Origin of the sequence: Pseudoclavibacter helvolus, from assembly GCF_049707175.1 — a bacterium.
Classification (GTDB): Bacteria; Actinomycetota; Actinomycetes; order Actinomycetales; family Microbacteriaceae; genus Pseudoclavibacter; species Pseudoclavibacter helvolus_A.
Genome location: NZ_JBNAFM010000021.1, coordinates 1 through 21,606, shown reverse-complemented (window position 1 = coordinate 21,606; position 21,606 = coordinate 1). Strand labels below are relative to the sequence as shown.

18 protein-coding genes are annotated in these 21,606 nt (G+C 67.2%); 15 read left to right on the top strand and 3 right to left on the bottom strand.

Features of this window, described 5'->3' with window-relative positions:
- The first annotated feature begins 145 nt into the window (after positions 1-145).
- Positions 146-1,540 carry a cation:dicarboxylate symporter family transporter gene (locus ACPYN9_RS14985; protein ID WP_424467346.1) on the top strand — a complete coding sequence of 465 codons (1,395 nt, stop codon included), beginning with the start codon at positions 146-148 and terminating at the stop codon, positions 1,538-1,540.
- Between the two features lie 128 nt (positions 1,541-1,668).
- On the opposite strand, the gene ACPYN9_RS14980 is transcribed toward ACPYN9_RS14985, so the two are convergent.
- Both ACPYN9_RS14980 and ACPYN9_RS14975 read right to left on the bottom strand, forming a co-directional pair.
- Positions 1,669-2,634, bottom strand: coding sequence for a magnesium transporter CorA family protein (locus ACPYN9_RS14980; protein WP_424467345.1), 966 nt, complete (start codon positions 2,632-2,634; stop codon positions 1,669-1,671).
- 5 nt (positions 2,635-2,639) lie between these two features.
- On the bottom strand, positions 2,640-3,845 hold the full coding sequence (locus ACPYN9_RS14975) for a DUF418 domain-containing protein (protein ID WP_424467344.1): 1,206 nt from the start codon (positions 3,843-3,845) through the stop codon (positions 2,640-2,642).
- Between the two features lie 137 nt (positions 3,846-3,982).
- On the opposite strand from ACPYN9_RS14975, the gene ACPYN9_RS14970 reads away from it, so the two are divergent.
- The 11 genes from ACPYN9_RS14970 (at position 3,983) to serA (ending at position 17,832) form a co-directional block, all read left to right on the top strand.
- A complete protein-coding gene (locus ACPYN9_RS14970) occupies positions 3,983-7,060 on the top strand; it encodes a Na+/H+ antiporter subunit A (RefSeq protein WP_424467343.1) in 3,078 nt (1,025 codons plus the stop codon).
- Positions 7,057-7,737, top strand: a complete 681-nt coding sequence (locus ACPYN9_RS14965; protein WP_424467342.1) for a Na(+)/H(+) antiporter subunit C — start codon at positions 7,057-7,059, stop codon at positions 7,735-7,737. The genes ACPYN9_RS14970 and ACPYN9_RS14965 overlap by 4 nt, the downstream gene beginning before the upstream one ends.
- Positions 7,734-9,299 carry a Na+/H+ antiporter subunit D gene (locus ACPYN9_RS14960; protein WP_424467341.1) on the top strand — a complete coding sequence of 522 codons (1,566 nt, stop codon included), beginning with the start codon at positions 7,734-7,736 and terminating at the stop codon, positions 9,297-9,299. The genes ACPYN9_RS14965 and ACPYN9_RS14960 overlap by 4 nt, the downstream gene beginning before the upstream one ends.
- A complete protein-coding gene (locus ACPYN9_RS14955; RefSeq protein WP_424467340.1) occupies positions 9,296-10,006 on the top strand; it encodes a Na+/H+ antiporter subunit E in 711 nt (236 codons plus the stop codon). Before ACPYN9_RS14960 ends, ACPYN9_RS14955 begins: the two co-directional genes overlap by 4 nt.
- Complete coding sequence (locus ACPYN9_RS14950) at positions 10,006-10,290, top strand: monovalent cation/H+ antiporter complex subunit F (RefSeq protein WP_424467377.1); 285 nt, start codon at positions 10,006-10,008, stop codon at positions 10,288-10,290. Before ACPYN9_RS14955 ends, ACPYN9_RS14950 begins: the two co-directional genes overlap by 1 nt.
- Positions 10,277-10,774 carry a monovalent cation/H(+) antiporter subunit G gene (gene mnhG, locus ACPYN9_RS14945; protein WP_424467339.1) on the top strand — a complete coding sequence of 166 codons (498 nt, stop codon included), beginning with the start codon at positions 10,277-10,279 and terminating at the stop codon, positions 10,772-10,774. Before ACPYN9_RS14950 ends, mnhG begins: the two co-directional genes overlap by 14 nt.
- A 72-nt stretch (positions 10,775-10,846) precedes the next feature.
- Entirely contained in the window at positions 10,847-12,547 is a 1,701-nt protein-coding gene (ilvD, locus tag ACPYN9_RS14940) for a dihydroxy-acid dehydratase (protein ID WP_424467338.1), read from the top strand.
- Between the two features lie 83 nt (positions 12,548-12,630).
- Positions 12,631-14,433 carry an acetolactate synthase large subunit gene (locus ACPYN9_RS14935; RefSeq protein ID WP_424467337.1) on the top strand — a complete coding sequence of 601 codons (1,803 nt, stop codon included), beginning with the start codon at positions 12,631-12,633 and terminating at the stop codon, positions 14,431-14,433.
- Between the two features lie 3 nt (positions 14,434-14,436).
- Complete coding sequence (gene ilvN, locus ACPYN9_RS14930; protein WP_424467336.1) at positions 14,437-14,943, top strand: acetolactate synthase small subunit; 507 nt, start codon at positions 14,437-14,439, stop codon at positions 14,941-14,943.
- Positions 14,944-15,030: 87 nt separating this feature from the next.
- Positions 15,031-16,056: a ketol-acid reductoisomerase gene (ilvC, locus tag ACPYN9_RS14925; RefSeq protein WP_424467335.1), complete on the top strand. Its 1,026-nt coding sequence runs from the start codon at positions 15,031-15,033 to the stop codon at positions 16,054-16,056.
- 183 nt (positions 16,057-16,239) lie between these two features.
- Entirely contained in the window at positions 16,240-17,832 is a 1,593-nt protein-coding gene (gene serA, locus ACPYN9_RS14920) for a phosphoglycerate dehydrogenase (protein ID WP_424467334.1), read from the top strand.
- Between the two features lie 479 nt (positions 17,833-18,311).
- Here serA and ACPYN9_RS14915 read toward each other — a convergent pair whose 3' ends face one another.
- On the bottom strand, positions 18,312-18,830 hold the full coding sequence (locus tag ACPYN9_RS14915; protein WP_424467333.1) for a hypothetical protein: 519 nt from the start codon (positions 18,828-18,830) through the stop codon (positions 18,312-18,314).
- A gap of 73 nt (positions 18,831-18,903) precedes the next feature.
- Here ACPYN9_RS14915 and ACPYN9_RS14910 point away from each other — a divergent pair, with 73 nt between their 5' ends.
- From ACPYN9_RS14910 to ACPYN9_RS14900, 3 genes are read left to right on the top strand one after another with little or no spacing between them, the layout of a single operon-like run.
- Entirely contained in the window at positions 18,904-19,986 is a 1,083-nt protein-coding gene (locus ACPYN9_RS14910) for a 3-isopropylmalate dehydrogenase (protein ID WP_424467332.1), read from the top strand.
- Positions 19,983-21,110, top strand: coding sequence for a branched-chain amino acid aminotransferase (locus ACPYN9_RS14905; RefSeq protein ID WP_424467331.1), 1,128 nt, complete (start codon positions 19,983-19,985; stop codon positions 21,108-21,110). The genes ACPYN9_RS14910 and ACPYN9_RS14905 overlap by 4 nt, the downstream gene beginning before the upstream one ends.
- A gap of 13 nt (positions 21,111-21,123) precedes the next feature.
- A complete protein-coding gene (locus ACPYN9_RS14900; protein WP_424467330.1) occupies positions 21,124-21,534 on the top strand; it encodes a hypothetical protein in 411 nt (136 codons plus the stop codon).
- The last annotated feature ends 72 nt before the right edge of the window (positions 21,535-21,606 follow it).

Below are 21,606 nucleotides of genomic sequence, written 5' to 3'. Positions count from 1 at the left end.
GATGGGCGGACCACGCCTGCTCCTGCTTTCGGGAGGCGCGGTGAAAACAGTATGAACGCAAGTCGCGAGGGTCGCGTCGGTGAGCGGATGCTCGATCCATAGTTCCCGACGCACATCGCGTCGGATCTCAAAGGAGAGATCTGCCATGTCATCTGCAACTCAGCGCCGTCCCGAAAAGGGACTTCCCGCCCCGCGTCGACGCGGTATCGACAAGACGCACTGGCTCTACATCGCCGTCATCATCGCCGTGGTCGCCGGCATCACCGTCGGCCTCGTCTTCCCGGAGTTCGGGAAGGCACTCAAGCCCATCGGCGAGGCCTTCGTGGCACTCATCAAGATGATGATCGCCCCCATCATTTTCTGCACGATCGTCCTCGGCGTCGGTTCGATCGCGAAGGCCGCCACCGTCGGCAAGGTCGGTGGGCTCGCGCTCGTCTACTTCATCACGATGTCGACCTTCGCCCTGGCGATCGGCATGGTCGTCGGTAACTTCATCCACCCCGGTGAGGGCCTCAACATCGCGAACGCCTCTTACGAGGCGGATGCGGCGAAGAGCGAGGGCACGGTCGACTTCCTGCTCGGCATCATCCCCACGTCGCTGTTCTCGTCACTGACCGACGGCAGCATCCTGCAGGTGCTGTTCGTCGCGCTGCTGCTCGGGTTCGGCCTGCAGAAGATGGGCGCCAAGGCTGCGCCGATCATCGACGCGATCGCTCAGATCCAGGCGCTCGTCTTCCGAGTGCTCGGCATGATCATGTGGGCTGCCCCGGTCGGCGCGTTCGGAGCTATCGCCGCGGTCGTCGGAGCGACGGGCATCGACGCGGTCATCGCGCTCGGCACGCTCATGATCGCCTTCTACATCACCTGCGCGCTCTTCATCGTCGTCGTGCTTGGCACGCTGCTCTGGCTCGTCGCCCGCGTCAACATCTTCAAGCTCATGAAGTTCCTCGGCCGCGAGTACCTCCTCATCGTCTCGACCTCCTCGAGCGAGGTCGCGCTGCCCCGCCTCATCGCGAAGATGGAGCACGTCGGTGTCTCGAAGTCGGTCGCCGGCATCACGATCCCCACGGGCTACTCGTTCAACCTCGACGGCACGGCCATCTACCTGACGATGGCGTCGCTCTTCATCGCCAGCGCGATGGGAACGCCGCTGTCGATCGGCGAGCAGGTCTCGCTGCTGGTCTTCATGATGATCGCCTCGAAGGGTGCGGCAGGCGTCACGGGCGCTGGCCTCGCCACGCTCGCAGGTGGCCTCCAGGCCCACCGTCCCGACCTGGTCGACGGCGTCGGCGTGATCGTCGGCATCGACCGCTTCATGTCGGAGGCGCGTGCCCTCACGAACTTCACCGGCAACGCGGTCGCCACGGTGCTCGTCGGAACCTGGACGAAGGAGATCGACAAGGAGCGAGTCGACCTGGTCCTCGGCGGAGGCGCCCCGTTCGACGAGTCGACCATGAACGAGGACGTGCACGGCTCCACCGACCACTCGCGCGACGCGAAGAGCGCGCAGGTCATCGAGCAGGAGCGCGTCACGGCGTAGCCGGCCGGCTAGCCTCATCCACACTCGGGATGGGTTCGTCATCTCGGGATGGGTTGTTACCCATCCCGAGATGACGAACCCATCCCGAGTTTTCTCAGGCACAAGCGGCGCGCAGCGTGCCGGTGTGCCTACAGCCAGTCGCGCTTCTTGAAGACGATGTAGAGGACGACGGACGACCCGATCACGAGGGAAACCGAGGCGATGAGACCCTCGACCTCGTTGTGGCCGGGGAAGTCGACGTTCATGCCGAAGAAGCCCGTGATGGCGGTGGGTACGGCGATGATCGCGGCCCACCCGGTGACCTTCTTCATGATCTCGTTCATCTTGTTGCCCTGGAGAGCGATGCTCGTTTCGATGGCCGTGGAGATGTGCTCTGCGAGCGTCTCCGACCAGTCCGCGACCAGCCCGGCGTGGTCGGCAACGTCCGCGAAGTAGGGGCGGAGCTGCGACGCGACCTTCTCCTCTCCCTGGTGGATGAGGAGCGAGATGACCTCCTTGAGCGGGAGTGTCGCGTGACGCAGCTTCGAGACGCTGCGGCGGAGCGTGAACGCGCGCCGCTGCACTTCGTTCGTGTCGGGGCGCTCACTGAAGAGTCCGTCGCTGAGGGCCTCGATGACCTCGTCGAGCCGCTCGACGGAATCGGTGTGGCTGTCGACGACGACGTCGAGGAGGCCCCAGGCGAGCCAGGGAACCCCGTGCGTCGACAGCTCCTCGTTCTCGTCGAGCCGCTGCGCGACGGCCTCGATCGGGAACCCGGCCTCATGCACGGTGATGAGGATGCCGGGCAGGATGAACGCGGTCAGCCGCGAGAGCGTGACGGCACCCTCCTCGTCGCACGCCGAGCTCGACAGGGTGAGGAGTAGGTGCGAGTCGAAGCGCGCGAGGCGCGGCCGTTCGAGATGCGACCTCGCGTCTTCGACGGCCAGCTCGTGCAGATCGAGGAGCGACGCGAGCTCGTCGAGCGCTTGGTCCTCGTCGAGCGTGAGGTCGACCCAGATGGTGCAATCACCGGCCGCCCGATGCTCAGCGAGATTCGTCAGCGAGTGCTCACCGCTGACACGTCGGCCGTCGCGGTAGAGCCTCTTCGTCTGCATGCGGCTTATCGTACGGCGGCGCTCGCGGGAGGTCGCCCGTAGCTGAGGCGTCGGATCGCCCACTCCGCGGGGCCGGGCTTCCCGGCGCGTTCCAGCACGACCGCGCCGACCACCGTCACCAGCCCGGCGCCGGTGCCGACCAGCAGTGCGCCGCCCGTGCCGATAGTGCCTCCGAGGCCCAGTGACCAGGCGGGCATGAGGGCGAGGAAGATCACGGACTGCGCGAGATAGCCGGACATGGATCGCTTGCCGAGGGCGGTGAGGCTCCCGAGGAGCACACCTGGGCCCGCGCCGGACCGCTGCCGTTTCGAAGAAAGCAGTGCAAAGAGCGCCGCGTAGCCGGCACCGGCGAGGATTCCGGACGCGGAGTGCAACATGCCTGCGCCCAACCACTCGGGCCCGGGGGTGAACCCGAACGCCAGTCCCGAGGCGAAGGGCAGTCCGGCAACGATCGCACCAAGCACGCCGACGGCCGCGATGGTCGCGACGACGCGGGGGTGCTCCCACGGACGCTCGAGCAGCTGCGCCCTCGCCATCAGTAGCCCGAGCATCATCGGCGGCATCAGGGAGATGGCGAGGATCGGGGAGAACAGGAGGACGCCCGAGAACTCGCCGAGGCGGTCGAGCTGCGCCTGTCCGAGCGTCTCGGCGATCGCCGACGGCATGATGGGGCCGGTCTGGATGTCGAACCCGGATGCGGCGAACGCGTCGTTGCTGCCGAGGAAGACCATGAGCGGCGTGGTCACGCCGAACACGGTCCACAGGACCCAGTTGGGCGCGCGCACGACGAGCACCAGGAGGAAGCCGGCGAGCGCGTAGGTGTGCATGATGTCGCCCATGAAGAGGAGAAAGCCGTGGGCGACACCGAAGACGAGCAGCCACAGGTTGCGGCGCAGCAGCAGCGATCGGGCGACCGGCCACGGAGTTCCGCGTCCCGCCTCGCGGGCCAGGAGCTGGTGCATCCCGTAGGCGAAGAGCAACGAGAAGAGGGGGAAGCTGCGATTGTCGATGAAGAGCGCCCCGACGACGTCCGCGACTCGATCGAGGCCGCTGGCGTCGACGGGGCGGAAGAGGATGCCCGGCTCATGCCCGTAGAGATAGGCGGTGAGGTTGGCGATCGCGATAAAGAGGAGCGCGAAGCCACGCGCCGCATCGGGCGCGAGGGCTCTCGCCGTCGATGCGGTCGGACCGGGTCTGTGCGGCATCGTCATGCAGTTAAGTGTTCCATCTCGCGGACCGGCCAGTTTGGCTCGGTCCAACGACCGCCTCGGCGCACTCAGCGTCTGCACTGCCAACTGACAGGTAAAATGAATTCGTCCACACCGCTGCATGAGCTCCAGGAGGCCGAATGATCGCGTTCCTGGCTATCTTCCTCGGCGCGAGCATCCTGATCCCGGTGCTCCACAGGTGGCTTCGGAACGTGACGTTCCTTGTCGCCGCCGCCATCCCCGCCGTCGCCTTTGTCTGGACTGCGCTGCTCGCCCCGCGTGTTCTGGGCGGCGAGGTGCTGACCGAAAGCATCCCCTGGATCCCGCAGATCGACATCGCCATCGCGATGCGCATGGACGTGCTCGCCTGGATCATGACGCTCATCGTCACCGGCATCGGCGCGCTCGTGCTCATCTACTGCGGCCGCTACTTCAAGCCAGACGAACCCGACATCGGTCGGTTCGCCGCCGTGCTGCTCGCCTTCGCGGGAGTCATGTTCGGCCTTGTGCTCGCCGACGACATCTACCTGCTCTTCATCTTCTGGGAAGCGACGAGCGTGCTCTCGTTCCTCCTCATCGGGCACTACTCCTCGAAGCGCGCAAGCCGCGGTGCCGCCATGCAGGCACTGCTCGTCACGACCCTCGGCGGGCTGGCGATGCTCGTTGGTCTCGTCATGCTGCACGCGTCGACCGGCACCTCGCTGCTCTCTGAGATCATCGCGAACCCGCCCGCGTTCGACGGCTTCACGATCACGGCGGTCATGCTGGTGCTCTCTGGCGCCGTGACCAAGTCGGCCCTCGCCCCGTTCCACTTCTGGCTCCCGGCCGCCATGGCCGCGCCCACGCCGGTCAGCGCCTACCTCCACGCCGCGGCAATGGTCAAGGCAGGTATCTACCTCATCGCCCGCCTTGCGCCCGGCTTCGCGGAGATGCCCGGCTGGCGAGAAGTGCTCATCACCATCGGCGTCGCGACCATGCTCATCGGCGGCTGGCGCTCCCTGCGCCAGCACGACCTCAAGCTGATCCTCGCCTATGGCACGGTCAGCCAGCTCGGCCTGCTCACGATCGTCGTCGCCTTTGGGACTCGAGACGCCGCGCTCGCCGGCCTCGCAATGGTCATCGCGCACGCATGCTTCAAGGCCGCCCTGTTCCTTATCGTCGGCATGATCGACCACCGCACGGGGACCCGCGACATCCGCAAGCTCTCGGGCCTCGCGAAGGCGGCACCCGTGCTGTTCTGGATGACGGCGCTCGCGATCGCCGCGATGGCGGGTGTGCCCCCGATGTTCACCTTCGTCGCCAAGGAGGCCATCCTCACTGCCCTCCTCGAAGCCGGGGAAGCTGGAAACGTGTGGGGATGGATCGCGCTCATCGGCGTCGTCCTCGGAACCATCTTCACGGTCGCCTACTCGGCACGCTTCCTCTACGGCGCCTTCGCGTCGAAGCCGGAGGTCGAGCGGGTCCGCTACGTGCCAGAGCACCTCGACTTCATGTTCTCGCCCCTCATCCTGGTCGCCGCATCGCTGGGACTCGGCTTCGCCTCTGGCCTCGTCGACCCGGTGCTCGCGATGTACGCGGACACGCTGCCGGAGCTCCCCGGGGTCAAGCCCTACTACCTGGCACTCTGGCACGGCTTTGAACCCGCGCTCTTCATCACGATCGGCACGTTCATCGTCGGTGGGTTGCTCTTCCTCTGGCGCGCCCCCGTGGCCCGGGCGCAGGCGAAGGTGCCTCCGCTCATCGAATCGTCCCGGGGCTACTGGACCACGATGCGCGTCGTGGACGTCATCGCAGCACGCACCACCGCGACCACGCAGCGCGGTTCGCTGCCGTTCTACCTCGCGACGATCTTCATCATGTTCGTCATCGCGTCGGCGTTCACGCTGCTCACGATGGACACCCCGATCCCTGCGTTCGAGACCGAGATCCGCTGGCAGGAGATCGCGATCATCCTGATCATGGTGCTCGCCGCGTTCTTCGTAACGACCTCTGAGAAGCGATTCCAGGGCGTCATCCTGGTCGGCGTCACCGGGTACGGCATGGCCGCGCTCTTCGCGCTCTCCGGTGCGCCCGACCTTGCCATCACGCAGGCGCTCATCGAGACCATCACGCTCGTCGTGTTCGTGCTGGTGCTGCGCAGGCTCCCAGCCCGTCACGGGAAGGCGCTCAAGAACCCGCCCTCGTGGCTGCGCTGGAGCATCGGTGGTGCTGTCGGACTCGTGCTCGCGGCCGTCGCCTGGATCTCGCTCGCCTCACGCCAGGCGGTCCCGGACTCGACGTTCTTCCCCGAGTTCGCCTACAAGGGTGGCCACGGCTCCAACATCGTCAACGTCACGCTCGTCGACATTCGTGGCTGGGACACGATGGGTGAGCTCTCGGTGCTGATCGCAGCTGCGACCGGCGTCGCCAGCCTCGTCTACCTCAACAACCGCGGCCGCTCTCGCGTCGATGCCGCTCGCGGCCCGCGCTTCCTCCGCGCCGCGCGGCCCGTGACCGAGCCCATCGACCTTGCGGCCGTCAGCGCGGCGGGTCAGAAGCTCGGCAAGGCCGACAAGCTCCAGGGCGAGCGTCGCAAGGTCTGGCTCATCGCCGGCAAGTCGCTCGCGCCGAACAACCGCTCCATCATTCTCGAGGTCGTCGTGCGGCTCGTGTTCCACGCGCTGCTCATCGCTTCGCTGTTCCTGCTCTTTACCGGCCACAACACGCCTGGTGGCGGCTTCGCCGGCGGCGCAGTTGCAAGCCTCGCGCTCGCCGCGCGCTACCTGGCCGGCGGTCGGGCCGAGCTCGACGAGGCAGTGAAGGTGGATGCGGGCCGCCTGCTCGGCATCGGGTTCCTCCTCGCGACCCTCACCGCCCTCGTGCCGATCTTCTTCGGCCAGGCGCCCTTCACCTCATCCTGGATCGATCAGGACATCCCTGGCATCGGCCAGTTCGTGTTCGTCACGTCGACCGTGTTCGACATCGGCGTGTACCTCATCGTCATCGCGCTGGTCATCGACATCCTGCGCTCACTCGGTTCGGAGATCGACCTGCAGATCGAACAGGATGCCTCACCCGACTCCGATTCGGCGGCCGAGCACGACGGCCTGCAGGGCGAGAACCCCGACGGCGGCGAGACCGGCTTCAACACCGGTGCCCTGGCACGAGTCAACGAAGAGGTCGAGGCTGAGCAGTCCGACATCGAACCCGTCGAATCCGAGGAGGTGACCCGCTCATGACCCTGTCCCTCGTGCTCCTCGTCGGCATGGCCGTGCTTTACGCCTGCGGCGTCTACCTGCTCCTCGAGCGCAGCCTCACGCGCATGCTGCTCGGCATTCTCCTCGTCGGCAACGCCACGAACATCCTCATCTTCTTCATGTCCGGCAGCTTCGGCTTCGCCCCGATCTACGACCCCGACATCGCGCCAGAGGACTACTCCGACCCGATCCCGCAGGCGTTCATCCTCACAGCCATCGTCATCACCTTCGGCGTCACCGCCTTCATGCTCGCGCTCATTTACCGCTCGTGGCGCCTGGCGCAGGCCGACACGGTGAGCGACGACGAAGAGGACATCGCGATGCGCACCGCGGACCTCTCGCAGGACGACGAGGAATTCGACGAGGACGACTCGGGCGACACGGAGTTCGGGCAGTACGCCGAAGCGGCCGTCTCGACGGCGCGCATCAACCTGGGCGAGGGGTCAGACCCCACGTCCGGTCGAGACAGCTTCGCAGAGGCGTCCGTCAAAGCGACCGAGCCGAGCAACCGACACGAGGAGCTCGAGGAGTTCCGAGCCGGCGAGCAGGATGCGGAGGCGGAGCAGGCACCGCAGGTCGGACTCGACTCCGGCTCCGACGACCACGGTGAGCGCGGCAAGCGACGAGACGACAACGCAGGGGAGGAGGACCGCTCATGACCTGGCTCGTTCCCCTCATCGTCCTCGTGCCGCTCATCGGCGCGGCGCTCGCGCTGACCGCCGCCAGGGCCGCGCGTCTCCAGATTTTCATCGCCCAGGCCACCCTGGTGCTTGCGCTCGCCGTGAGCGTCGGACTGCTCATCGCCGTCACGACCTCGGGTGAGGCGCTCGTCGTGCAGGGCGGCGGTTGGCTCGCGCCGTTCGGCATCTCCCTCGTCGTCGACCAGCTCTCCGCGATGCTCGTCGTGGTCACGAGCATCGTGCTGCTCGCGGTCATGGCGTTCTCAATCGGCCAGGGCGCGGCCGACGGCGACGACGAAACCCCCGTCTCGATCTTCTACCCCACCTACCTCGTGCTGTCCGCAGGCGTCTACAACGCGTTTGTCGCAGGCGACCTCTTCAACATGTACGTGGGCTTCGAGATCCTGCTCGTGTCGAGCTTCGTACTCATCACGCTCGGCGGCACGACCGAGCGCATCAAGGCCGGCGTCACGTACATCGTCGTGAGCCTCGTTTCCTCCTTCATCTTCCTCGGCTCGATCGCGCTCATCTACGGCGCGGTGGGCACTGTGAACTTCGCCGAGGTCGCCGTGCGCATGGCGGAGCTGCCGCAGGACGTGCAGCTGATGTTGCACCTGCCGCTCCTGATCGCCTTCGGTATCAAGGCGGCGCTCTTCCCGCTTTCGTTCTGGCTGCCAGACTCATACCCCTCCGCGCCAGCCCCCGTCACGGCGGTGTTCGCGGGCCTCCTCACGAAGGTCGGCGTGTACGCCATCCTGCGCACCGAGACGCTCCTGTTCTGGGACAACGACATCTCGGTGCTGCTGATGGTGATCGCACTGCTGACTATGATCGTCGGCATCCTGGGCGCGGTGGCGCAGGCAGGCATCCGAAGGATGCTCTCGTTCACGCTGGTCAGCCACATTGGCTACATGATCTTCGGCGTCGCCCTCGGCACCGAGCTCGGCGACGCGGCGACGGTGTTCTACATCGTGCACCACATCATCGTGCAGACCGCGCTGTTCCTCGTCACGGGCCTCATCGAGCGCATTGCGGGCTCGTCGTCGCTCACGCACCTCGGCGGAATGCTCAAGCGCGCACCGTTCGTCGCCGTGCTGTTCTTCATCCCGATGCTCAACCTCGGAGGCATCCCACCCTTCTCGGGCTTCATCGGCAAGGTCGGGCTGTTCACCGCGGGCGCAGCCGAGGGCAGCCCGCTGAGCTACGTGCTCATCGCCGCGGGTGCCGTCACGAGCCTGCTCACGCTCTACGCCCTCATCCGCGTCTGGAACCTCGGCTTCTGGCGCACGCAGGAGCAGGTCGTTGACTTCTCGTCGCCCATGACGGAGCGCATCTCGGACACCCCGGAATCGGCCGTGGTCACCGAGACGAAGTCCTCCTCGAGGCTCATGACGATCGCGACGACCACCATGGTCGCCGTGAGCGTCGCCATCACGATCTTCGCGGGCCCCATCTACGAGTGGTCGGAGACGGCCGCATTCGACCTGGTCCCGGCTGAGTACATCAGCGCGGTCTCCAACGCGGAGGTGCTCAAGCCATGATGAAGGTCAAGGACACCAGCGCCCGCAGGCCCAGGCGCCACGCGATCCTCGTGCAGCTGCCCCTGCTGCTCGCGCTCGTCGCGTTCTGGCTTGTGCTCTGGGGCCACGTCGACGTCATCAGCGTCGTCACGGGCATCATCTTCGCGGTTGTCATCGTCGAGGTCTTCTACCTGCCGGCCGTGGACCTCTCAGGACGCATCAACCTGTGGTGGACGCTCGTGTTCTTCGTGAAATTCGTCTACCGACTCGTGAGTGCGTCACTGATCGTCGCTTGGCTCGCCTTTCGCCCAGCCAAGCCGCCCCTCGGCTCCGTCGTGTCGGTGCAGCTCCGCACGCGCAGCGACTTCATCCTCACGCTTACGGCCGAAGTCAACATGCTCATCCCGGGATCCATGGTGGTCGAGGTCGACCGGATGCACTCGGTGCTCTACCTGCACGTGCTCGACGCCTCCAGCGACGAGTCGGTCGAATCCGTCAAGGCCCTCGCGCTGGACGTCGAGGAGGGGCTCGCGCTAGCGCTCGGCACGCGAGACGACATCTGGCGGGTCAACCGTGACCGCGTTCGCCGCGGACTCGGTCCCATCGGCCAGTCGCCCGCGCAGAAGAAGCACGAGGCCGTCCGCGACAAGCAGTTCGCACACGACATGCCCGTCGTGGTGAAGGAATCGGCATCCGGCCGGACCGCAGCGCAGGAGGGAGACAAGTGATGGTCGTCGACGTGCTCATCTGGATCTTCGGCACGATGTTCGCCGTCGCCGCGCTCCTCGCAGTGATCCGCATCATCCGCGGTCCCTCGATCATCGACCGCATGGTCGCATCCGACGCGCTGCTCACCATCCTCATCTGCGTGCTGGTGGCCGACATGATCATCCGCGGGCACACCGACACGCTCCCGCTCGTGCTCGCCCTCGCCATGACCGCATTCATCGCCTCGGTCGCAGTGGCCAGGCACGTCACCAGGCAGGAGGCGAACGCCAGTGAGCGCTTCTGACACCCTTCTCGCATCCGGCGGGCTCCTGAGCGAGACCTCGCTCGACGCACTCGACGTCATCTCCCTCGTCTGCCTCGCCCTCGGAGCGCTGCTCTCGCTGGCCGCAGGCGTCGGCCTCATGCGCTTCTCGGACGTGCTCATGCGCATGCACGCGCAGACCAAGCCGCAGATTGCCGGGCTCATGTTCCTGCTCATCGGCCTCGGCGTGCAGCAGACGCACCTGCCGACGATCCTCTTCCTCATACCGATCATGTTCTTCCAGATGCTCACCACGCCGGCGGGGGCCACGATGCTCGCGCGAGCCGGGTACCGCAGCCGGCAGTTCGACAACGTTCCGCTCTACGTCGATGAGCTGGCGGCCGCGGTCGAGAGCGCGCAGCGGCGGACCGACGACGAGCTGACTCGGGCGCACGCGGTGCGAACCGGGCAGCCGGAGCAGGAGCCGGCACCGGAGCACGAAGGGCTCGGGCACGGCGAGAAGTGACCCCGAGCCGCGGTGCGATCCGATGTCCCCAAGCGCACAGGAGGGGCTTCGTCGCGGCGTAGAATGGCGGGCATGCCTGAGCCAGAGATCGACATCAAGCCACGCAGTCGGGTCGTCACCGACGGCATCGAAGCCACCACCTCGCGGGGCATGCTCCGCGCCGTCGGCATGGGCGACGAGGACTGGGACAAGCCCCAGATCGGCATCGCGTCGTCGTGGAACGAGATCACCCCCTGCAACCTCTCCCTCAACCGCCTCGCGCAGGGCGCCAAAGAAGGCGTCCACTCCGGCGGCGGCTACCCGCTGCAGTTCGGCACCGTCTCCGTCTCCGACGGCATCTCCATGGGCCACGAGGGCATGCACTTCTCGCTCGTCTCGCGTGAGGTCATCGCAGACTCGGTCGAGACGGTCGTCATGGCGGAACGCCTCGACGGCACCGTGCTGCTCGCCGGATGCGACAAGTCGATCCCCGGAATGCTCATGGCGTCCGCCCGCCTCGACCTCTCGAGCGTGTTCCTCTACGCCGGGTCCATCGCCCCGGGTTGGGTGAAGCTCTCAGACGGCACCGAGAAGGACATCACCATCATCGACTCCTTCGAGGCAGTCGGCGCCTGCAAGGCGGGCAAGATGTCCGAGGCCGACCTCAAGCGCATCGAATGCGCCTTCGCCCCGGGCGAGGGGGCCTGCGGCGGCATGTACACGGCCAACACCATGGCGTCCGTCGCCGAGGCGCTCGGCCTCAGCCTGCCCGGCTCCGCGGCTCCAGCATCCGCCGACCGCCGCCGCGACGCGTTCGCGCACCGCTCAGGCGAGGCCGTCGTGAACCTGCTGCGCCAGGGCATCACAACCGGGGACATCCTCACGAAGGAGGCCTTCGAGAACGCGATCGCGCTCGCAATGGCCCTCGGCGGCTCGACCAACGTTGTGCTGCACCTCCTCGCGATCGCTCGCGAGGCGCAGGTCGACGTCACCCTGCACGACTTCAACCGCATCGGCGACAAAGTCCCGCACATCGCCGACATGAAGCCCTTCGGCAAGTACGTCATGAACGACGTCGACCGCCACGGCGGCATCCCCGTCGTCATGAAGGCGCTCCTCGACGAGGGCCTGATGCACGGCGACGCGCTCACTGTCACCGGCAAGACCCTCGCAGAGAACCTCAAGGACCTCGACCCCGACCCGGTCGACGGCGACGTCGTGCACACGCTCGACAACCCCATCCACGCCACCGGCGGCATCACCGTGCTCCACGGCTCGCTCGCTCCGGAGGGCGCCGTCGTCAAGACGGCCGGCTTCGACGCCGAGGTCTTCGAAGGGCCAGCCCGCGTGTTCGAGCGCGAGCGCGGTGCGATGGATGCGCTGACCAACGGCGAGATCAAGGCGGGCGACGTCATCGTCATCCGCTACGAAGGACCGAAGGGCGGGCCCGGTATGCGCGAGATGCTCGCCATCACCGCGGCCATCAAGGGCGCCGGTCTCGGCAAGGATGTACTACTCTTGACGGACGGACGATTCTCAGGCGGCACAACCGGCCTGTGCATCGGCCACATTGCACCGGAAGCGGTCGACCAAGGTCCTATCGCTTTCGTCCGCAGTGGAGATCTGATTCGGGTCGACATCGCGGCTCGCTCGATCGACCTACTCGTCGACGAAGCTGAGCTCGCCTCCCGCCGAGAAGGCTGGGAACCGCTCCCTCCGAAGTTCACGCGCGGCGTGCTTGCGAAATACTCGAAGCTCGTTCGCAGCGCGTCTGAGGGCGCGACCACGGGCTAGCCCTCGGAGCCTCGGCTCCGGCCACCGGGCTCGGCCCTCATCGACTGCACTCGCCTCGACGAGTACGAAGAAGAACGGATCTCATGACGCAGGAAACTGCCGCCCGCATCGCTGCGGCGTCACCCTCCGCTGGGCGCGAGCCCGAAATGCTGACCGGAGCCCAGGCTGTTGTCCGCACCCTCGAGAACCTCGGGGTCACGGATGTCTTCGGGCTGCCGGGTGGAGCAATCATCGAGGTGTACGACCCGCTGCTCGACTCCACGAAACTCCGCCACATCCTGGTCCGTCACGAACAGGGCGCAGGCCACGCCGCTGAGGGGTACGCCTCGGCGAGCGGCAAGCTCGGCGTCTGCATCGCGACGAGCGGCCCCGGCGCGACAAACCTCGTGACGGCGATCGCCGATGCCTACATGGACTCGGTGCCGCTGCTGGCCATCACCGGCCAGGTGTTCTCACACCTGATGGGAACGGACGCCTTCCAGGAGGCCGACATCATCGGCATCACCATGCCGGTGACGAAGCACAGCATCCTCGTGCGCACGCCCGAGGAGATCCCCGCGGCCATCGCGGCGGCGCACCACATCGCGTCGACCGGCCGCCCGGGACCCGTGCTCGTCGACATCACGAAGGATGCGCAGCAGAAGAAGGCGCCGTACGTCTGGCCGGTCAAGCTCGACCTGCCCGGCTACCGTCCGGTGCTCAAGGCGCACGGCAAGCAGATCCTCGCCGCGGCGCAGCTCATCGCGCAGGCCAAGAAGCCCGTTTTCTACCTGGGCGGCGGCATCGTCCGCTCCGGCGCATCCGCTGAAGTGCAGCGACTCGTGGAGAAGACCGGCGCTCCGGCCGTCACGACGCTCATGGCCCGCGGCGCGTTCCCCGACTCGCACCCGCAGATGCTCGGTATGCCCGGCATGCACGGCACGGTGCCAGCGGTGCTCTCGCTGCAGGAAGCCGACCTGCTCATCACGATCGGCGCCCGCTTCGACGACCGCGTGACCGGCAAGGCGGCGCTCTTCGCGCCGAACGCGAAGGTCATCCACGTCGACATCGACCCAGCCGAGATCTCGAAGATCCGCACGGCCGACGTGCCGATCGTGGGCGACGCGCGCGAGGTCGCGATCGACCTCCTCGCCGCCGTCACCGACCACGCGCCAGCAGACACAGCGCGGCTCGACGAGTGGTGGACCTACCTCGACGGCCTCAAGGCCGAGTTCCCGCTCGGCTACACCGAGCCGAGCGACGGCCTGCTCTCGCCGCAGCGCATCATCCAGCGCATCAGCGAGCTCACGGGTCCGGAAGCCATTTACGCGGCAGGGGTCGGGCAGCACCAGATGTGGGCGGCCCAGTTCGTGAAGTACGAGCGCCCGAACGCATGGCTCAACTCCGGCGGCGCCGGAACCATGGGCTACGCCATCCCCGCAGCCATGGGCGCCAAGGTCGCCGAGCCGCACCGCACCGTGTGGGCGATCGACGGCGACGGCTGCTTCCAGATGACCAATCAGGAGCTCGCGACCTGCGCGATCAACAACATCCCGATCAAGGTCGCCATCATCAACAACTCGTCGCTCGGCATGGTGCGGCAGTGGCAGACGCTCTTCTACGACGGACGCCACTCCAACACCGACCTGAACACGGGACACGAGACGGTCCGCATCCCGGACTTCGTGAAGCTGGCCGACGCCTACGGCGCCCTCGGCATCCGCGTCACGAAGGAAGAGGAGATCGACGCCGCGATCAAGCTCGCGCTCGAGACCAACGACCGCAGCGTCGTCATCGACTTCGTCGTGAGCGCCGACGCCATGGTGTGGCCGATGGTGCCGCAGGGCGTCTCGAACAGCTTCGTCCAGTACGCCAAAGACCACAGTCCGACCTTCGAGGGGGAGTAGAACATGTCGAAGCACGTACTTTCGCTCCTCGTTGAGGACAAGCCGGGCCTGCTGACGCGAGTCGCCGGGCTGTTCGCCCGCAGAGGCTTCAACATCGACTCGCTCGCCGTCGGCGCCAGCGAGGTCGAAGGGCTCTCGCGCATCACGGTTGTCGTCGACGTCGAGGAGTTCCCGCTCGAGCAGGTGACGAAGCAGCTCAACAAGCTCGTCAACGTCATCAAGATCGTCGAGCTCGAGTTCGACGCCTCCGTGCAGCGCGAGCACCTGCTCGTGAAGGTCAAGGTCGACGCCGCGAGCCGATCGCAGGTCATCGAGGCCGTCAACCTGTTCCGCGCCCGCGTCGTTGACGTGGCCACGGACGCGCTGGTCATCGAGACCACCGGCGACACCGGCAAAGTGCAGGCATTCCTGCGCGTGCTCGAGCCCTACGGCATCCGCGAGATCGTCCAGTCCGGCCTCGTCGCCGTCGGTCGCGGATCCAAGTCCATGACCGAGCGGGTCTCGCGCTGACCCCGCGTCGCGCGCATCCACCCCGCCCAGTGCCGACCGGCACTGCAGAACCCACACGACAAACGCCAACAATCAAGGAGCACACCAGTGGCTGAAATCCTCTACGACACCGACGCAGACCTGGGCATCATCCAGGGCAAGAAGGTAGCCATCGTCGGCTACGGCTCGCAGGGCCACGCCCACGCGCAGAACCTCCGCGACTCCGGTGTCGAGGTCAAGATCGGCCTCAAGGACGGCTCGAAGTCGACCGCCAAGGCACAGGAAGACGGCTTCGAGGTTCTGAGCGTCGCCGACGCGGCCGAGTGGGCTGACGTCATCATGATCCTCGCGCCCGACCAGCACCAGCGCTCGATCTACACCGACAGCGTGAAGGACAAGCTGACCGCAGGCAAGACGCTCGCCTTCGCGCACGGCTTCAACATCCGCTTCGGCTACATCGACGCTCCCGAGGGCGTCGACGTCATCCTCGTCGCCCCGAAGGCCCCCGGCCACACGGTGCGCCGCGAGTTCGTCGCAGGCCGTGGCATTCCCGACATCATCGCCGTCGAGAACGACGCATCCGGCACCGCGTGGGCAACGGCCCTCTCGTACGCCGCGGCTATCGGTGGAACCCGCGCGGGCGTCATCAAGACGACCTTCACGGAAGAGACCGAGACCGACCTCTTCGGCGAGCAGGCCGTGCTCTGCGGTGGCACGTCGCAGCTCATCCAGTACGGCTTCGAGACGCTCACCGAGGCTGGCTACCAGCCCGAGATCGCCTACTTCGAGGTGCTCCACGAGCTCAAGCTCATCGTCGACCTCATCTGGGAGGGCGGCATCGCCAAGCAGCGCTGGTCGGTCTCCGACACGGCTGAGTTCGGCGACTACGTCTCCGGCCCTCGCGTCATCGACCCAAGCGTCAAGGAGAACATGCAGGCCGTGCTCGCCGACATCCAGTCGGGCGCGTTCGCGAAGCGCTTCATCGACGACCAGGACAACGGCGGCGTCGAGTTCGCAGAGTTCCGCAAGAAGGGCGAGTCGCACCCCATCGAGAAGACGGGCCAGGAGCTGCGCAAGCTCTTCGCCTGGAAGCAGACCGACAGCGACTACGTCGACGGACAGGTCGCGCGCTAAGCGTCACCGTCGTCCGCGGCGTCGAACCGCACAGGGCCGGCCTCGAGCATCCGCTCGGGGTCGGCCCTTCGCCGTGTGCAGGGTCCCGCGTGTTACGGCGGCGTGGGGCGGATGCGCGCCTCGCGATAGGATCGGTTCGGCCTGCGCCCGCAGACTCCCTGTCTCCACTGGAGGATTCTTCACGTGTCAAAGCCCGTCGTTCTGCTTGCCGAGCAGCTTTCCCCCGCAACCGTGGATGCGCTCGGTCCCGACTTCGAGGTCCGCCAGGTCGACGGAACCGACCGTCCCGCGCTCCTCGAAGCGCTCGCAGAGGCCAACGCGATCCTCGTGCGCAGCGCGACCCAGGTCGACGCCGAGGCCATCGCCGCCGCCCCGAACCTGAAGATCATCGCGCGCGCCGGCGTCGGCCTCGACAACGTCGACACGCCAGCCGCGACCAAGGCCGGCGTCATGGTCGTCAACGCGCCCACCTCGAACATCACGTCGGCCGCCGAGCTCGCCGTCGGCCACATCATCTCGCTCGCACGCCACATCCCGAACGCCAACGCGTCGATGAAGGCGGGCGACTGGAAGCGCTCGAAGTACACGGGTGTCGAGCTCTTCGAGAAGACGGTCGGCATCGTCGGCCTCGGCCGCATCGGTACGCTCGTCGTCGACCGCCTCAAGGGTTTCGGCGTCAATCTCGTCGCCTACGACCCCTACGTCACGCCAGCCCGTGCCTCGCAGCTCGGCGTGCAGCTCCTCAGCCTCGAGGAGCTCATGGCGCAGTCCGACTTCATCACGATCCACATCCCGCGCACCCCGGAGACGACGGGGCTCATCGGCGAGGCCGAGTTCGCGCTCGCGAAGCCCGAGCTGCGCATCGTGAACTGCTCGCGCGGCGGCATCATCGACGAGAACGCGCTGCGTGACGCCCTCGAGTCCGGCAAGATCGCGGGCGCCGCCCTCGACGTGTTCGTCACCGAGCCGCCGTCGAACCGCGACCTCCTCGACCAGCCGAACCTGCAGCTCACGCCGCACCTCGGCGCATCCACTGACGAAGCGCAGGAGAAGGCGGGCGTCTCCGTGGCACGTTCGGTGCGCCTCGCGCTCGCCGGAGAGCTCGTGCCCGACGCGGTCAACGTGGCCGGCGGCATCATCGACGAATACGTGCGCCCGGGCATCCCGCTCATGGAGAAGCTTGGCCAGTTCCTGCAGGGCCTCATCGGCTCGTCGCCGGTGGCCCTCGACATCGAGGTGCACGGCGAGCTCGCCCGCTACGAGGTGAAGGCGCTGCGCCTCGCCGCCCTCAAGGGCTTCTTCACGAACATCGTCACCGAGCAAGTGTCGTACGTGAACGCGCCGCTCCTCGCGGAGGGGCGCGGCCTCGAGGTGCGCATGAACGTCGACGAGGACAGCGACGAGTACCGCAACGTGCTCACGCTGCGTGCGACGCTCAGCGATGGCAAGACCGTCTCCGTCTCCGGCACGCTCACGGGTCCGAAGCAGATCGAGAAGCTCGTCGGCATCAACGGCTACAGCATTGAGGTGCCGCTCGCCGCGCACCACCTCGTGATGGTCTACAGCGACCGTCCCGGCGTCGTCGCGGTGTACGGTGCCGCGCTCGGCGAAGCCGGCGTCAACATCGCAGGCATGCAGATCGCCCGCGACGAGGAGGGTGGCCAGGCCCTGTCCGTGCTCACGATCGACGAGCCGGCCAGCGACGAGCTGCTCGCGAACCTGCGCGACGCGATCGGCGCATCCGAGCTGCACGAGATCGACATCGTCGAGAGCTGAGCCTGCTGTCGGCGGCCCGCCGCCTCAGCGAACGCTGCCTGCGTTTTCAACGCTGCGAGAGATCGCAACGTTGGCGACGCAGGCAGCGTTCTGCATTGCGGGGCGGGCTCCGACCGCGGCGTCCGGAATCCGTGAAAGTCGCGGCGCCCGCCTTCCGGGGCGCCTGACCAACTTCCGGGATGCAGGAGGGTCGGCGGGGCTCTGCGAGGCGGTTCTGGCGCATCCATCACGCAAGTTGGACACGGACCGCACCTGCGCGAGCTTCGAAGCGCCGCAGGCCGCGCAATCGCTGCCAGTGAAGTGGCCTTTTCGGTGCGAGGGGTGCTCATCGCCGCCAGATAGATGGCCGCTATCGCTGCGCCAGAGGGGCCGTTTAGCTGGCAGCGATGGGGCCGAGGGGTCGCGCGCGAGCTGCGAAGCCGTGGCGTTCCGGACTCGCGCGCGGTGGGGTGGGCTGGAGGGTGGACCGCGGCGGGCGGCTAGTGGCCGAGGGGCGCCTTCAGCACCGAGATCGCGATGCCGACGAGCGCGAGGGCGATGCCGGCGGCGAAGGTGCGCCACGACGGCTGCTCGCCGCGGATGCGCTGCACGGTGAAGCCCATGCCTGCCAGGCGGGCGATGATCACGATCTCGCCCGCGAGCTGGGCGACCTCGCCGGGCATGACGCCGAGGGCGGCCAGTCCGAGCAGGATCGCGGGCATGGAGGCGGCCGACGCGATCGGCACCGCGTCTCGCAGCTCGTTGAGCAGCTCCTTGGCGTCGGTGCGCTCGCCCGTGCGTGTGCTGTGGCCGACCGCGTCAGCGATGAGGTGCGCGAGCAGGGTTGTGCCGCCTGTCGCGAGGACCGTGATCGCGCCCTGCCCTGGATGCTCGCCCGCGTGGACGAGGCCGAGGAGCGTCGCGAGCACGATGATGTTGCCGTAGACGTATGCGGTGAGCCGGCTTGCGGCGCGCTCGCGTGGCAGCTCGTGCTTGCGGCGCAGGATTGCGGTGGTCATGGGGACAGACGGTAGCCCAGCTGCGGCCTAAACTGGGGGAGCCGCGATCGCCGTCGGCAGGAAAGGACGCTTCGTGTCGGAACGTGCATCCATCGAGAAGCTCGACATCGCCGTCATCCCGGGTGACGGGATCGGCCCAGAGGTCATCGCGGAGGCCCAGCGCGCGCTCCGTGCGGCGCTCCCCGAGGGCGTCGAGCTGAGCCTCACCGAGTACCCGTTCGGCGCAGGTCACTACCTCGAGACGGGCGAGATCATCTCCGACGCCGAGCTGCACACGCTTGCCCAGCACGACGGCATCCTGCTCGGCGCGGTCGGTGGGGATCCCGCCGACGAGCGGCTCGCGGGCGGCATTATCGAGCGTGGCCTACTGCTGAAGCTCCGCTTTGCGTTCGACCACTACATCAACCTGCGTCCCGGCGCGATCTCGCCTGGCGTGAAGACGCCGCTCAGCGACCCGGGCGAGGTCGACTTCGTCGTGGTGCGCGAGGGCACCGAGGGGCCGTATGTGGGCAACGGCGGCGTGGTCCGCGTGGGCACACCGCACGAGATCGCCAGCGAGGTCTCGGTCAACACGGCCTTCGGCGTCGAGCGCACCGTCCGGTACGCGTTCGAGAAGGCGCAGTCGCGCCCTCGCAAGCACCTGACGCTCGTGCACAAGAAGAACGTGCTCGTGAACGCGGGCGTGCTGTGGCAGCGGATCGTCGACCAGGTCTCGGCCGACTACCCGGACGTGGCCGTTGAGTACCTGCACGTCGACGCTGCTACGATCTTCTTCGTCACGAACCCGTCGCGATTCGACGTGATCGTCACCGATAACCTGTTCGGCGACATCGTGACCGACCTTGCCGCAGCCATCACCGGCGGCATCGGGCTGGCGGCCTCGGGCAACATCAATCCCGACGGCGAATTTCCCAGCATGTTCGAGCCCGTCCACGGTTCGGCACCAGACATCGCGGGTCTCGGCAAAGCCGACCCGACGGCGGCGATCCTCTCCGTCGTGCTGCTGCTCGAGCACTTCAGACTCTCGGACGCAGCCGCATCTCTCGAACGGGCCTGCCGCGCTGACCTCGCCTCTCGTGGCGGGGCGCCCAGAAGCACCTCTGAGATCGGCGACGCCATCATCTCCCGACTGACTGCCCAAGGAACAGAAGCATGAGCGACACCAGCACCACCCAAGCGGCCGCGACCGAGGGGGCATCCCTCGAGTTCACCATCGAGCGCAACTTGACGCCCGCATCAGACGAGGTGCGCGAGTCGGTCCTCGCGGACCCGGGCTTCGGCAAGCACTTCACCGACCACATGGTCATCATCGACTGGACGCTCGCCGACGGCTGGCATGATGCGCGCGTCGTGCCATACGGCCCGCTGCAGGTCGACCCGTCGTCTGCGGTCTTCCACTACGGCCAGGAGATCTTCGAGGGACTCAAGGCGTACCGCCACGGCGGGGGAGAGGTGTTCGCATTCCGGCCGGAGCGCAACGCCCGCCGCCTGCAGAGCTCGGCGAGGCGTCTCGCGCTGCCCGAGCTGCCCGAGGAGCTGTTCATCGAGTCGGTGCGCCAGCTGGTGCAGATCGACGAAGCGTGGGTGCCGGCGGCAGGCGAGGGCAAGACCCTGTACCTGCGCCCGTTCATGATCGCCTACGAGAACTTCCTCGGAGTGCGGGCTGCGCAGACGGTGCGCTACATGGTCATCGCCTGCCCGGCGGGCTCGTACTTCTCCGACCCGACGCGCCCCGTCGACATCTGGCTGTCGCAGGAGTACTCGCGCGCCGGTGCCGGTGGCACGGGGGCTGCGAAGTGCGGCGGCAACTACGCGTCGTCGCTGCTGCCGCAGGAGGAGGCGTACGCGAACGGATGCGAGCAGGTGCTGTTCCTCGACGCCTCAGAGAACACGTACCTCGAGGAGCTCGGTGGCATGAACATCGTGCTCATCAAGTCGGACGGCACGATCCTGACGCCGCTGAGCGACTCCATCTTGCCCGGCATCACGAGGGACAGCGTGCTGGAGCTTTGCGAGCGGGCGGGGCGCAAGATCGAGCAGCGTCGCATCACCATCGACGAGTGGCGCGAGGGCGTCGCCGACGGCACGATCGTCGAGGCGTTCGCGTGCGGCACGGCGGCGGTCATCTCGCCCATCGGCAAGGTGAAGTCGCCCGACTTCACGATCGAGAACCCCGTCATCACGCAGGACTCGGTGAGCATGCGCATCCGAGCCGAGCTCACGGGCATCCAGAACGGCGAGCTGCCCGACCTCATGGGTTGGACGCAGCGCCTGGCGTAGCCGGCACGCGACCATGGTCTACGGGTGGGCGGCCCGCAAGGGCGCCGAGTACCAGGAGCGCACCATGGCGGCGCCGTCGAGGCGTGGCTTCGTGCTGCTGGTGCTGCTCGAGTTCGGTCTCGCGGTCGCGCTCGCCGTCTTCCTCGCGCTGGGACAGTACTGGCTGGGGCCCGTCGTGCTCGTGGCCGCCGCCCTCGCAGGGTGGGCGACCACGAGGTTCCTGGCTGGTGTCCCTGCGTGGGTGCGTCGGCTGGTCGTGATCGCGGCGGTGCTCGGGATGCTGGTGCTCGGCGTATTCGCGAAGCCGGTGGCCGCGCTCGGGCTGGTCACGCTGTTCGCGTATTCCGGGGGCTGGTTCCTGACGTTCGCGGTGACTCCAGCGCGAGCGGTTCGCTGGCGTGCGGCGACGCAGGGCCGCCGCTAGCTGTATTGACCTGGGACGTTGTGAACGCTTGATGGTTTGAGGGAAACGAAAACCTCCGTGAGGATGTGGGTT

Bases quoted from the DNA above. Each gene is read 5' to 3' on its own strand.
- ACPYN9_RS14980 (WP_424467345.1), bottom strand. From the start codon at position 2,634: ATGCAGACGAAGAGGCTCTACCGCGACGGCCGACGTGTCAGCGGTGAG.
- ilvN (WP_424467336.1), top strand. From the start codon at position 14,437: ATGTCGAAGCACGTACTTTCGCTCCTCGTTGAGGACAAGCCGGGCCTG.
- ACPYN9_RS14965 (WP_424467342.1), top strand. From the start codon at position 7,057: ATGACCCTGTCCCTCGTGCTCCTCGTCGGCATGGCCGTGCTTTACGCC.
- ACPYN9_RS14950 (WP_424467377.1), top strand. From the start codon at position 10,006: ATGGTCGTCGACGTGCTCATCTGGATCTTCGGCACGATGTTCGCCGTC.
- ACPYN9_RS14915 (WP_424467333.1), bottom strand. From the start codon at position 18,830: ATGACCACCGCAATCCTGCGCCGCAAGCACGAGCTGCCACGCGAGCGC.
- ilvD (WP_424467338.1), top strand. From the start codon at position 10,847: ATGCCTGAGCCAGAGATCGACATCAAGCCACGCAGTCGGGTCGTCACC.
- ACPYN9_RS14960 (WP_424467341.1), top strand. From the start codon at position 7,734: ATGACCTGGCTCGTTCCCCTCATCGTCCTCGTGCCGCTCATCGGCGCG.
- ACPYN9_RS14975 (WP_424467344.1), bottom strand. From the start codon at position 3,845: ATGACGATGCCGCACAGACCCGGTCCGACCGCATCGACGGCGAGAGCC.
- ACPYN9_RS14935 (WP_424467337.1), top strand. From the start codon at position 12,631: ATGACGCAGGAAACTGCCGCCCGCATCGCTGCGGCGTCACCCTCCGCT.
- ACPYN9_RS14905 (WP_424467331.1), top strand. From the start codon at position 19,983: ATGAGCGACACCAGCACCACCCAAGCGGCCGCGACCGAGGGGGCATCC.
- ACPYN9_RS14900 (WP_424467330.1), top strand. From the start codon at position 21,124: ATGGTCTACGGGTGGGCGGCCCGCAAGGGCGCCGAGTACCAGGAGCGC.
- ACPYN9_RS14955 (WP_424467340.1), top strand. From the start codon at position 9,296: ATGATGAAGGTCAAGGACACCAGCGCCCGCAGGCCCAGGCGCCACGCG.
- ACPYN9_RS14985 (WP_424467346.1), top strand. From the start codon at position 146: ATGTCATCTGCAACTCAGCGCCGTCCCGAAAAGGGACTTCCCGCCCCG.
- ACPYN9_RS14970 (WP_424467343.1), top strand. From the start codon at position 3,983: ATGATCGCGTTCCTGGCTATCTTCCTCGGCGCGAGCATCCTGATCCCG.